Origin of the sequence: Salinicoccus sp. Bachu38 (assembly GCF_038561955.2) — a bacterium.
GTDB classification, from domain to species: domain Bacteria; phylum Bacillota; class Bacilli; order Staphylococcales; family Salinicoccaceae; genus Salinicoccus; species Salinicoccus bachuensis.
The window spans coordinates 511247-524540 of the sequence record NZ_CP138333.2 but is presented as its reverse complement, the minus strand read 5'-3'; the positions used below and the strand labels follow the sequence as shown (position 1 = coordinate 524540).

General features: G+C 53.1%; 10 protein-coding genes and 1 other annotated feature. Of the genes, 1 reads left to right on the top strand and 9 read right to left on the bottom strand.

Translation table 11 applies throughout. The features are described from left to right. Positions 1 to 23 precede the first annotated feature (23 nt). The 7 genes from trpA to RQP18_RS02710 all read right to left on the bottom strand — a co-directional run bounded on the left by trpA (position 24) and on the right by RQP18_RS02710 (position 6951). Positions 24 to 821: a tryptophan synthase subunit alpha gene (gene trpA / locus RQP18_RS02740; protein ID WP_342388631.1), complete on the bottom strand. Its 798-nt coding sequence runs from the start codon at positions 819 to 821 to the stop codon at positions 24 to 26. Then, entirely contained in the window at positions 818 to 2023 is a 1206-nt protein-coding gene (gene trpB, locus RQP18_RS02735) for a tryptophan synthase subunit beta (protein WP_342388630.1), read from the bottom strand. The genes trpA and trpB overlap by 4 nt, the downstream gene beginning before the upstream one ends. Continuing rightward, positions 1995 to 2630: a phosphoribosylanthranilate isomerase gene (locus RQP18_RS02730; protein ID WP_342388629.1), complete on the bottom strand. Its 636-nt coding sequence runs from the start codon at positions 2628 to 2630 to the stop codon at positions 1995 to 1997. The genes trpB and RQP18_RS02730 overlap by 29 nt, the downstream gene beginning before the upstream one ends. After that, positions 2627 to 3394 (bottom strand): indole-3-glycerol phosphate synthase TrpC, encoded by a 768-nt coding sequence (gene trpC / locus RQP18_RS02725; protein ID WP_342388628.1) that lies wholly within the window; start codon positions 3392 to 3394, stop codon positions 2627 to 2629. Before trpC ends, RQP18_RS02730 begins: the two co-directional genes overlap by 4 nt. A gap of 2 nt (positions 3395 to 3396) precedes the next feature. After that, positions 3397 to 4416 carry an anthranilate phosphoribosyltransferase gene (gene trpD, locus RQP18_RS02720; RefSeq protein WP_342389359.1) on the bottom strand — a complete coding sequence of 340 codons (1020 nt, stop codon included), beginning with the start codon at positions 4414 to 4416 and terminating at the stop codon, positions 3397 to 3399. Between the two features lie 315 nt (positions 4417 to 4731). Then, positions 4732 to 4969, bottom strand: a binding site (T-box leader). A 102-nt stretch (positions 4970 to 5071) separates the two neighbouring features. Next, on the bottom strand, positions 5072 to 6265 hold the full coding sequence (locus RQP18_RS02715) for a MalY/PatB family protein (protein ID WP_342388627.1): 1194 nt from the start codon (positions 6263 to 6265) through the stop codon (positions 5072 to 5074). A 98-nt stretch (positions 6266 to 6363) separates the two neighbouring features. Further along, positions 6364 to 6951 carry a TetR/AcrR family transcriptional regulator gene (locus RQP18_RS02710; protein ID WP_342388626.1) on the bottom strand — a complete coding sequence of 196 codons (588 nt, stop codon included), beginning with the start codon at positions 6949 to 6951 and terminating at the stop codon, positions 6364 to 6366. Positions 6952 to 7085: 134 nt separating this feature from the next. Between RQP18_RS02710 and RQP18_RS02705 the strand changes: the two genes are divergently transcribed. After that, positions 7086 to 10394: an efflux RND transporter permease subunit gene (locus tag RQP18_RS02705; protein ID WP_342388625.1), complete on the top strand. Its 3309-nt coding sequence runs from the start codon at positions 7086 to 7088 to the stop codon at positions 10392 to 10394. Between the two features lie 136 nt (positions 10395 to 10530). Here RQP18_RS02705 and RQP18_RS02700 read toward each other — a convergent pair whose 3' ends face one another. Next, on the bottom strand, positions 10531 to 11775 hold the full coding sequence (locus RQP18_RS02700; protein WP_342388624.1) for a Glu/Leu/Phe/Val family dehydrogenase: 1245 nt from the start codon (positions 11773 to 11775) through the stop codon (positions 10531 to 10533). Positions 11776 to 12028: 253 nt separating this feature from the next. Then, positions 12029 to 13273 (bottom strand): Glu/Leu/Phe/Val family dehydrogenase, encoded by a 1245-nt coding sequence (locus RQP18_RS02695; protein ID WP_342388623.1) that lies wholly within the window; start codon positions 13271 to 13273, stop codon positions 12029 to 12031. Between the last annotated feature and the right edge of the window lie 21 nt (positions 13274 to 13294).

The window sequence follows — 13294 nt, the reverse complement described above, 5'->3', positions numbered from 1 at the left end:
ATAAAAACAGGAACCCATTTCAATTATTTTGACGCATTTGCCGCAACATCCCTATTTCCCGGGATGAGCGACTTTATTTCTTCCGCCCGTCCCGCGTTCAGCAGGTTGACGATGCGGCTGCCGACGATGACACCATCGCAGTGTGCACCGATCTTCTCGGCCTGCTGGGCATCATTGATGCCGAAACCTGCACACACCGGCACATCACTTGCACGGCTGATCTTCTCGAGGTGGTCGTAGAGGGAGTCTTCGAATCCGTCCCTCACGCCGGTCGTACCATTGACCGTCACTGCATAGATGAAGCCTTCAGCGCCTTCGATGACTTCCTTGATGCGCGCTTCCGAGCTGGTCAGTGTGATGAAGCGGATCATCGCGATGTCATACTTCGCAAGGGGCGCTCCAAATTCCTTCTCTTCCTCGAGGGGCACATCCGGGATGATGACGCCTGAAACGCCCGCCTCATGTGCCAGTGTCGCGAAACGGTCGGCACCAAGGCGCAGCACCGGATTGGCATAGGTCATGATTACGACCGGGATGGAGACCTCCTGACGGATCCGTGCAAGTTCTGCCAGTACCTTCTCGAGCGTGACGCCCTGTGCCAGTGCGCGCTGGCCGGCCGCCTGTATGGCCGGGCCATCTGCAACGGGGTCTGAAAATGGGATGCCGAGCTCCACGATCGATACTCCGGCTGCTTCAAGCGACTGTATCTGGCCCTTCAGATTCTGGAGACCGCCGTCGCCCGCCATGATGTATGCGATGAACGCCTTCTCGTCCTGTGCCTTTAGTGTGCCGAATGCCTTTTCCAATTCCATTCTGCTCATAGTTCCCTTCCTTCCTCTCGTGCCTTGATCTGTGCCACGTCCTTGTCTCCGCGTCCCGACAGGCAGATGACCAGTATTTCATCCGGTGACATCCCTGCCGCCATCTTCATTGCGTGCGATACCGCATGGGCACTCTCCAGTGCCGGGATGATGCCTTCGGTATGCGACAGGAGTTTGAAGGCTTCGAGCGCCTCCTCGTCCGTCACATGTTCATATTCCGCCCGTTCGATATCCTTCAGGTGACTGTGCTCCGGTCCGATGCCCGGGTAGTCCAGGCCGGCTGAAATGGAGTAGGCCTCCTGCACCTGGCCCGCCTCATCCTGCAGCAGGTGCATCTTGGCGCCGTGAAGGATGCCGACATGCCCCTCGTTCAAGGAAGCCGCATGCTCTCCGGATGGTATGCCATGGCCGGATGCCTCGACGCCGACAAGACGGACATCACTGTCATCGATGAATGGGTGGAACATGCCGATGGCATTGCTCCCCCCGCCGATGCACGCTACGACCGCATCAGGCAGCCTGCCTTCCTTGTCGAGCATCTGCTGCTTCGTCTCCTTGCCGATGACCGACTGCAGGTCCCTGACGATCTGCGGGAACGGATGCGGTCCCATCGCCGAACCGAGGATGTAGTGCGTATCCTCGACATTCGCGACCCAGTAGCGCAGCGCTTCGTTGACGGCGTCCTTGAGCGTGCCCCTGCCCTGGTCGACGCTGACGACTTTGGCGCCGAGCAGCTCCATCCGGAAGACGTTCAGCTCCTGGCGCTTCACATCCTCCTTGCCCATGAAGACCACGCATTCCAGATCCAGCAGAGCACATACCGTCGCTGTCGCCACCCCGTGCTGGCCGGCGCCCGTTTCGGCAACGACCTTCTTCTTGCCCATCCGTTTCGTGAGCAGCGCCTGGCCGATCGTATTGTTGATTTTATGTGCCCCCGTATGGTTCAGGTCTTCGCGCTTGAGGTAGATTTTGGCGCCGCCCGCCTTCTTCGACAGATGCGCTGCATGATAGAGCGGGGATTCCCTGCCGACATAGTCCTTCAGGTAGTGGTTGAGCTCCTGCTGGAATGCTTCATCGTACTGGGCAGATTTATATTCCACCTCCAGTTCCTTGATGGCACCCATCAGTGTTTCCGGGACATATCTGCCGCCGTATTCTCCATAGTGGCCGTTTTCATTCGGCTGAGTGTAGATCTGTTTCATTTATATGCACACCTTTCATCTGTTCGGTCAATTCGAATATTTTCTTCCTGTCTTTCACACCATCTGTCTCCACGCCGCTTGAGATGTCGACATATGCCGGTGATACGGCTTCATATGCCTGCCGTATATTGCCGCTGTTGATGCCGCCCGCCAGAATGAGGCGGCTTTGGTCCACGTCCGGATGATCAAGCGCCGACCAGTCGAAGGTGTGGCCGGTACCGCCCCGGTACTTGCCCGGCGGACTGTCGACCAGTATATAGTCTGCACTGTAGCGGAACATCTCCCGGATATCCGTCTGACGGATGGAGAAGGCTTTAATTGTGGGAATATCCAGCGCTTCAACGTATGTCCGTGGTTCGTCCCCGTGCAGCTGGACGTAATCCAGGCCGACCGTCTCATATATCCTCTTCACTTCATCGATTGGTGCATTGACAAAGACACCGGTACTTTCTATGTCACCCCCGACGGCACGGACGATTTCACGCGCCTGCTGGACATCAATCTTCCGGCGGCTGTCGGCGAACATCAGACCGATCATGTCCACACCTGCTTCCACTGCCCACCGGGCCGCTTCCACCGACTGGATGCCGCAGATTTTAATCTTCATCTGCGCGGCACCTTGAGTGACCGGATGGTCGCGTCCGGCTGCGCAGCACGCATCAGTGTCTCGCCCACAAGCAGTGCACTTGCACCTGCATCCCGCATGCGTTCGGCATCCGCTTCAGTTTTTATGCCGCTCTCTGCAATGAAGTGCGTGGAGGCATCTCCATATTTTGCGAGCAGCCGTTCGGTATTTGCGACATCCACTTCGAATGTCTTGAGGTCCCGGTTATTGACGCCGATGAGCTCGGGGCCTATCGCGAGCGCCCGCTCCATCTCTGCTTCTGTGTGGACTTCGACGATCGATTCCAGGCCATAGGTCCCGGCGTAATCGTACAGGCGCTTGAGCGCAGCATCGTCGAGGGCTGCCACGATGAGCAGGATGACATCGGCGCCATACAGGTACGCCCGGTCGATCTGCCGCTCGTCGATGATGAAGTCCTTATTCAATACCGGCACGCCGACGGCGCATTTCACCGCCTCAAGGTCCCTCATGGATCCTTTGAAGTAGTTCTTGTCCGTCAGTACGGAAATCGCGTCCACGCCGCCGGACACATACTTTGCCGCCTGCCCTTCCGGCTTGATGTTGATGTTGATGTCCCCTCTTGAAGGCGACGCCCGCTTCACCTCTCCGATGACGGCCATCGTGTCTGAGGCTTCAAGCCGCTCCCTGAAGGAGACCGGCTTCCGGTTCCGGATGATCTGCTGGGTATCCAGTGACTTTATTTCAATGCGTTTATGTGAAATGATCTCTTCGAGTATTGCCGCCATTTTTATATCCCGCCTTCTTGTGTATAGGTAATCAGATGATTTAGTTTTGCAAGTGCCCTGCCTGAATCGATGCTTTCCCGCGCCTTTTCGATGCCTTCCTCGATCGTCTGTGCCCGCTCGGCACTGAACAGTCCGAGCCCCGCATTCAGAAGGACCGTATCGCGCTGGGCCGGCGTGGCCCGGCCCGAAAGGACATTAAGGAGAATTTGTGCATTTTCCCCGCTGTCGCCGCCGGTGATCGCTTCCTTCGAATATGCCGGCAGGCCGACCGATTCCGGAGTGAACGTCACATTGGTGATCTCGCCGTCAGCAAGTATCGTCATGTGGTTTTCACCGAGCAGCGATGCCTCGTCCATCGAACCTGCTCCGTTGATGACTACAGCGCGCTTCCTGCCGAGACGCTTCAGCACCTGGGCCATCATCTCCACCTTGTCCCTGCGGTAGACACCGAGGAACTGGTAGTCCAGTGCCACCGGGTTGATCAGCGGTCCGATCAGGTTGAAGATGGTCGGCACCTTCAGGTCATGCCGCACTTTCATGATCTGCTTGATCTTTGGATGGGCATGGGGCGCAAAAAGGAATGCGATGTCGTTCTTGTCGAGCAGGGTATCGATATCTTCGGTGTCGAAGGTCAGCGATACACCGACCTCACCCAGTACATCCGAACTGCCCGTCTTGCTTGTGATGCTGCGGTTGCCGTGCTTGGCGACCTTCACGCCTGCCCCTGCCAGTACAAAGGCTGATGTCGTCGAGATGTTGAAGCTGTTGGAGCCATCACCACCCGTTCCGCAGTTGTCCATCACACCTTCGATATGGCGCCGGATCGGCATCGCATGCCTGCGCAGCACTTCGACGAGTGCCGCAATCTCCTCCACCGTCTCGCCTTTCGCCTTCAGTGCCATGAGGAGCGCTGCGATCTCACTGTCGCTGACTGCATCCAGCAGCAGGATCGATACCGCTTCCGACATCTCCTCGAAAGTCAGATCCTCACGTTCGGACAATTTCGCCAGATATGGTTTCATACTTCTTTTAACTGTTGGATTGACTGCTTCTGATTTCATCATTTTTCCCTCCCAGAATATAAAAAATCCTCCATGAACCAATATGGTCTATGGAGGACGATTTCACCGCGGTGCCACCTCGCATTGGGTCCATCGGGACCCCTGCTCTTGCCGCGTAACGTGCGGCGGACGGACGCATCCCGATCAGGCCCATTCACAGAACATGCATGCATCGGTTTCCAGCTTCCCCGACTCTCTGTGCCATGCGGTGCTCCACTACTTGTTCTGATATGCGTTCTATTCCATTTTCTATACAAAAAGGCTCCCCTGTCTCTGAAAAAGGACGGGGAGCCGTGGTGCCACCTTTATTGACCGGTCGTGACCGGCCCACTCGAGATACGGACGCATCTGCCTCCGCATCAACCATGTAACGTTGGAAAGACGCCGGTGCCTACATGATTTCGGCAGCCGGTTATACAGAAGTCCATTCACAATATCATTGCACCGGTTCGCACCATCCACCGGCTCTCTTCAGCATGGAGAAATTGCTACTTCTCTTCTTCAATCAAAGGCTATTCAATTGATTGAATATTATCATAATACAGTCACTTCACAATTACAACCCAAAATCGGAAAAAATTTTTCCCGGTTTCCACACTACACTCTGAAACAGGCCCTAATGCAGGTCGCGGAACTCATACGCGATGCGCTTCAGCGCCTCTTCGAGCACGGATCTTGGAGAAGGTACACAGATCCTCTGGAAGTCATTGCCTTCCTCGCCGAACATCTTTCCATCCTCAAGCAGCACGTTGGCCCTGTTGTAGATGCGGTCATGCACTTCCTCCTGCGGGATGCCGTAGCCCGAGAAATCCATCCACAGCACATATGTGCCCGCCGGACGTTCGACTTTGACCTTCGGCATTTCGCGCGACAGGAAGTCGATCACGAAGTCGATGTTGCCATCAATGTACTCCCTGACCTGACGGAGCCATTCGTCCCCTTCCGTGTAGGCGGCGATGAGTGCGGATACTGTAAATGGACTCGGCAGGCTCATGCCCTGCTCCTCCTGGAACTTCTTCCTCAATCCTTCATCTGTAATCACCACATTCGTACAGTGCAGGCCGGCAAGGTTGAACGTCTTGTTGATGGCCGTCAGCGTAACGATGTGATCCGTGTGGGCTGAGGCCTTGACGATCGGCGTGAACGTCTCCCCGATGCGGATGAGGTCCCCATGGATTTCATCCGCGATGATGGTGACGCCATTTTCATGGCAGATGTCGGCCAGGCGCGCAAGGTCTTCAGGCTGGAAGATGTTGCCCGTCGGATTGTGCGGGTTGCACATGATGAACATGGATGTATCGTCCTCTTTCGCAAGCTTCTCGAAATCCTCGAAATCGATGCGATAATGTCCCGATTCCTCCCGCTTCAGCCTATTGTTCTTCACTGTACGGCCGTTGCCTTCGACCGCCGACGTGAATGGCGGATATACCGGACGCTGGATGATGACGCCGTCGCCCTTTTCGGAGTATGCCTTTACCGCAATGTTCAGGGAATGCACCGTACCCGGGGCATAGATGATCTCCTCCTTGCCGATCTCCCAGCCGTACTTGTCCGAGAACCACTTCTGTATGGCTTCATAGTAGGCGGGCGGCGCAATCGTATAGCCGAAGATCTGGTGGTCCACCGTCTTCCTCAATGCCTCGACGACCGGTTCGGCCACCTGGAAGTCCATGTCTGCCGTGAACAGCGGAATCGTATCTTCGTCATAGCGCTCCGTCAGTCCAAATTCCTTGATCAGTTCTCCCCCATCCCATTTCATGGCATAGGTGTTCCTTCTGTTTATCGGTGTATCGAAATCATATTTCATCATAACCGCTCCTTGTCCAATATTCGCATATGGAACAATTATAGACCTGGAGGCGCCGTACTTGAAATGATTCAACTTGAAACCCCTACGGACGGATATAACTAGCGGTCGTTCAGCATGCTGTTGGTGATGTTCAATGTGCCGATATGCGCTACCCGGTCATACAGCGCACTCAGTTCACACTCCGAAATGTTCTGTCCATTTTCCACCCACAGCTGATACATGTTGATCATGCCGGATATATGGTATTCGATGATGTATTCGTATTCTGCGGCTTCCCTTATACCCAGTTCGTGCACGAAGTTCATGATGATGTTCCGCACCCGCGCCTTCATCTCATGCGGGAATTTGGGGTCCCCCTCGGGGCCCAGCAGGATGGCGATGCGGTCGCCATGCTCCTTCATATAGTCGGATACACCGTTCAGGGACTCCTTTATCTTCCCTCCGTTATCCCGTATCTCCTTCAAAGGGTCGAGAATCATGTCCTCTGTCGGCATCACTGTGGCCTTCTGTATTTCCAGCACTTCGTAGACATCAGAAAAATATGTATAGAAAGTACCTCTGTTATAGCCCGCAAGGTCCGTAATCTCCTTGACGGTGATCTTTTCCAATGGCTTCTCGATGTAGAGCGACCAGAATGCTTCGAGAAGATTTTTCCTCGTCGCCTCTTTCCGACTTAATTTCGACATATTCATACTCCTTTTCAACACTTCGCAGTGGATTGTATATTGAATCACATCTATAATTTAACTATTATTGAGTATTGTACAACATGTTGTTGGATTTAAACATTCTTTTTCAAACTAAATAGGAGTGAAAATATTTGAAGCTAGCGGATTTTTCAATAAAGAGACCCAAGTTCACCATCGTAGTAATGATCATACTGATCCTGCTGGGGGCCGTTTCGCTGACCCGCCTCCCGCTCCAGCTTCTGCCGAATGTACAGCCGCCGATCGCTGCGGTGGCAACCACATATCAGGGCGCCGGACCTGAAGAGGTGATGGAGGATGTCACCGAACCGCTTGAAGCGGAGCTGTCGACCCTCAGCGGCCTGTCGAACATCTCCTCCCAGTCACAGGAGAGTTCGTCCATCATCCTGCTCGAATTCGGCTATGACATGACCATAGACGAAGTCGAAAATGAAATCACACGGACAATCGAGAATGTGAACCTGCCGGACCAGGCCGGGGACCCTTCCTTCCTTGAATTCGACATCACGATGTTCCCAAGCATGACGCTTGCCGTCACATCGGAAAATGAAAGTGTCAGCGAATTCCAGGGACAGGTCGATGACCTCATCGGGGAACTCGAAAACATCAATGGTGTCGCCTCCATCAGTGAAACCGGGAACATCACCGAAGAGATCGCCGTCACCCTGGATACGGAGGCGCTCGAGGAGTATCAGATGGGCCAGAGTGATGTTGCCGGAATCATCGAAGCCAACAACATCTCCATTCCTAACGCGACCATCGTCAATGAAGAATCCCAGGAGGCCATATCGACACGTACGGTGAGCAGCATCGACGGCGTGGAAGCCCTCCAGGAACTCGTGCTGATCGATCTCCCTGAAGACGCCGGCACCGTCACACTTGATGACGTGGCCGATGTTGCAATAAATGAACAGGACAACAACGTCATCACACGCCTGAACCAGGACGATGCGATGCAGATTGAAATGAGCCTGTCCTCCGATGCGAACGCATCGACGGTCAACAGTGAGTTCCGTTCCGTCCTTGAGGAACAGCTTGATACGGAAGAGTTTGAAAACCTGACGGTGGAGACACTGTACGATGAAGGTGAATACATTGATGTCGCCGTCAACAGCGTCTACCTGTCACTGATCAGCGGGGCCATCCTTGCGATGGTCGTACTGTTCGCCTTCCTGCGCAACCTGAAATCCCCACTGATCATCGGAATCGCAATTCCGTTTTCCGTGATTACGACATTTGCACTGCTGTACTTCACCGACATCAGCATCAACATGATGACGCTCGGCGGACTGGCGCTCGGAATCGGGATGCTTGTCGACAACGCAGTCGTCGTCATTGAAAACATATACCGCCATCTGTCCATGGGCAAAACACCGAGACAGGCGGCAAGCGATGGCGCCAAGGAAGTTGCAGCGGCCATCACCGCCTCTTCCATGACGACAGCCGCTGTGTTCCTGCCGGTCGTATTCGTCAGCGGACTGGTCGGACAGCTGTTCACACCATTTGCCATCACAGTGGTATCCAGTCTGCTCGCCTCCCTTTTCGTGGCACTGACTGTCGTACCGATGATCGCCAGCCGAATCCTCAAGGCGCCGGACGAAAACGAAGAGAGGAAGCGCCAGAACAGATCTTATATGAGAGGGCTCAGGAAGCTCTCCCGATGGACACTCGCCCACCGCATGCTCGTTCTGCTCCTGACAGCACTCATACTGGTCATCGGTGCCATCGGCATCTATATCCAGGGTATCGACCTGCTGCCGGAGAGTGACGAAGGTACATTGATGGTTGAAGTCGAAATGCCACAGGACGCCATCCTCTCCGATACTGAAGAGACGGTCGGACTGATAGAGGATAAGCTCGAGGAATACTCCGAAGTCGATATCTACATGAGCACCATCGGTTCATCGTCCACGATGAGTCCAGTCGATGAAAGCAATGTCGGAAACGTCATGGCTACCCTCGTCGACGCAGGTGAACGCAATGTAACGACCAATGAGTTCATCCGCGAAATCGAAAGCGAAATCGAAAACGTCGACCAGTCTGCAGACATCAGCGTCAATCCGATGTCACAGGCGGGTACCGGATCGAATCCGAACACATTGACCCTGAATGTGGCGGATGAGAACTCCGACCGCCTGAAGGAGTCCGAGGACATCATCATCGAAGCACTGGAAGACGACGGTGAGATTGAAGACGTCACATCCAGCCGTGAAACCATGATTGAGGAACTCCAAGTCCGCGTCGACCGTGCGGCTGCACGTGAGAACGGTCTGCAGCCAGCCGAGATCGGAACATCGATCTACGAAGCGACAAACGGTGTTTCCGCCTCCACTGTGGACGAAGGCGACGACTACCTCACGATCAACGTCAAATATCCGGAAAGCGTCCTCTCCAGTGTGGATGCCTTTCAGAATATCCAGATTGCCAACAGCCAGGGGGAATATGTCTCCGTCGGAGATGTGGCTGAACTTGAAGAAGCGGAAATGCTGCCGCTCATCAACCGTGATGACCAGCGCGAAACGAGCGAGCTTACGGTCAGCTATTCTTCTGACATGAGCCTGAACGAAGCAGGCAGCCACGTTGAATCCATCGTTGATGATGCAGACTTCAGCGATGAAACCGAGACTTCAATCGGCGGCGACCTTGAAATGCTGACGGATGCGATGCCTCAGCTCGTCCTTGCCATCGCACTCGGGATCATATTCATCTATCTCGTGATGGTGGCACAGTTCGAATCATTCAAGCACCCATTCGTCGTCATCTTCACACTGCCGCTCAGCATCATCGGTGTGATGTTCTCACTGCTCATCACAAACAACCCGCTCAGTCTCATTGCCTTTGTTGGCATCATCCTGCTGCTCGGTATCGTGGTCAACAACTCGATACTGCTCGTCGACTACATCAACCAGCAGAAGGAAAAAGGCATGCCGGTGCTGGAAGCAATCGAGAAGAGTGTCCAGGACCGTTTCCGTCCGATCGTCATTACCGCACTGACGACTGCACTCGGCATGCTGCCGCTCGCCATCGGCATCGGAGAAGGTGCAGAGCTCATCGCGCCGATGGGCATCGTCGTCATCGGCGGTCTCGTCAGCAGTACGTTCCTGACACTGTTCATCATTCCGATCATCTACAGCTACTTCGACAGTGAAACACGCAAGATGAACAAGAAGTACATGACTCCGGAAGGTGAAATCATCACCCAGAAGGAGATCGATGCACAGAAGCGTGAAGAGGAAGCGGCACAGCCCGAAAACGAATACGACTATAATTCAGACGTGACAAAATCGGAAGCGCCAGATTACGATGCGCCAAAAGTGTATGAAGATACATCCTCCGCGGAGTCCCGCGATACAGAAAGGGACTACATCGAAGAGATGGAACGCCTGATCGACAAGATGAAGAATGACAGAAGAAAAGAATAGGTTTCAAAATGAAGAGCCTGTTCTCCAAAAAACTGGAGAACAGGCTCTTTTTATTGTCTGCTGTGTGATGGGGGGCGAGGATCATGCACCCTCCCGCCTTCGTTCTGTGGGCGAGTGGAGTCTGCCGGATCCAGTACTATGCCCACCCTCTGAATCTGACGGCTTCCGAAGTCCGCTTGATGCCTACAGTGTAGGCGGCAAGCCGCATATCCATATTACGTGCTTCATGCAGGCGGTATATGGCATCGAATGCATTTTTCATTTTCTTCTCAAGCAGTTCCTGTATTTCCTCTTCTTCCCAATAGAAACCCTGCTTGTTCTGGACCCATTCAAAGTAGGAAACTGTCACCCCACCAGCGGAAGCGAGAACGTCGGGGATGATGAGTGTGCCCTTTTCAGTAAGGATACGTGTCGCCTCTTCCGTCGTCGGTCCGTTGGCTGCTTCACAGATGGTATCCGCCTTGACGCGTTCGGCATTCAGTCCGGTAATCTGGTTGGCGATCGCTGCCGGGATGAGGACGTCACAATCGACCTCAAGCAGTTCCTCATTTGTGAGGACGCTGACTGACATATGATCTGCAAGATCGACTTTTTCACGATTATTGATTACGTAATCTATATCAATCCCTTCCGGATTGTACAGGGCACGGGAAGATCTCGAGATGCCGACGATCTTTGCACCTTTGTCATAGAGCATCTTGGATATGTAGCTGCCTGCATTCCCGAATCCCTGCACGACGATGCGTGCCTCTTCGATCGGTATGCCCCTTTTTTCCATCGCCTGCTCCACACATATGACCGCTCCCATTGCGGTAGCTGTTTCACGGCCTTTCGACCCGCCTACAGCAAGCGGCTTTCCTGTAATGAACTCGAATGGATCGTCCGAATTCTTGACGCTGTATTCATCCATCATCCACGCCATCACCTGGGCATTCGTATAGACGTCAGGTGCAGGGATGTCCTTTGTCGGCCCTACAATCTGGGAGACAGCCCGTACATAGCCCCGGGCCACTCCTTCGAGCTCCCTCGTACTCATCACTCTAGGATCACAGACGACGCCGCCCTTGCCGCCTCCGTAGGGGATGTCCACAATTCCGGCTTTCAAAGTCATCCACATGGACAATGCGACCACTTCATCTTCTGTGACGTCAGGGTGGAATCTGATGCCACCCTTTGTCGGTCCTGCAGCATCATTATGTTGGGCACGGTATCCTGTGAACACTTCGATGGAACCATCATCCATTTCTACAGGTATGCGGACTTTCAATACTCTGAGCGGTTCCTTGATGAGGTCGTACATCCCTTCGTCATATCCGAGATTATCCAGTGCCTGATGGATGATGCTTTGCGTGGATGTGATAAGATTAGATTTTTCTGTCATGCTTCCCTCTCCTTTTCAGGCATCATTGCTGTCCATTGAACTGAATCTTTTATGTATATTTATACTAATATGATGTTCGATTGCCAACCATCAGATAGTATAAAGGGATTCCAATGATGCTATGATTATTATAAATTTTCAATATATTTAAACATTTATAATAATACATTAAATCTAATAAATCAATAGGATAGTGGATAAGCATACAAAAAGGACCGGACAGATGCTCTGTCCGGTCCTTGCCCAATTTATGCTACGCCCAGCCTCTGTAGCGCGCAGCTTCTGCGGTACGTTTGATGCCGATGATATAAGCCGCAAGACGCATATCGATATGTCGCTTCTCATGGAGGTCATAGATTTCATTGAATGCTTTTTTAAGCTTGATCTCAAGCTTTTCATTCACTTCTTCTTCATCCCAGTAGTAGCCCTGGTTGTTCTGGACCCATTCGAAGTAGGAAACAGTGACTCCGCCTGCGGATGCAAGAACATCCGGTACGATGAGTACACCTTTATCCGTCAGTATCCGGGTCGCTTCTTTCGTCGTCGGACCATTGGCGGCTTCACAGATGATATCGGCCTTGATGTTGTCTGCATTCTTTTCGGTGATCTGGTTGGCGATCGCTGCCGGAATCAGTACATCGCAGTCAATATCGAAGAGTTCGTCGCCTGCAAGTACATCATCGAAAAGGTTGGTCACCATGCCAAAGCTATCACGACGGTCAAGAAGATAATCGATATCGAGTCCATCCGGATCATGGAGGGCGCCGTTTGCATCTGAGATGCCGACGATCTTCGCTCCTTTATCGGACAGGATCTTGGCCAGGAAGCTTCCTGCGTTCCCGAATCCCTGGATGACTACGCGTATATCGTCCATCTTCTTATCGCGCTTTTCGAGTGCCTGTTCAAGACAAAGGATGACACCCATCGCTGTGGCACGATCCCGGCCCTGGGACCCCCCAAGAACGAGCGGTTTCCCTGTAATGAAGCCTGGGGAATTGAATTCATCAATCATGCTGTACTCATCCATCATCCATGCCATGATCTGGGAGTTGGTAAAGACATCCGGTGCCGGAATGTCCTTTGTCGGTCCAACGATCTGGGAGATTGCCCGTACATAGCCGCGGCTCAGACGCTCGACTTCAGCAATGCTCATTTCCCGTGGATCACACACGATACCACCTTTACCACCGCCATACGGCAGGTCTACAATGCCTGATTTCAAAGTCATCCACATGGATAGTGCGACAACTTCTTCTTCATTGACATCAGGGTGGAAACGCACACCACCCTTTGTCGGCCCAACAGCATCATTGTGCTGCGCACGATAGCCGGTAAACACTTTAACGGAACCGTCATCCATACGCACCGGAATGCGTACTTTTAAAAGACGCATCGGCTCTTTGATCAGTTCATACATTCCCTCATCAAACCCGAGTTTGTCCAAAGCTTCATGAATGATTGCTTGTGTGGAAGTGATAAGATTTGATTTCTCTGACATTTTATATCCGCCTCTTTTATG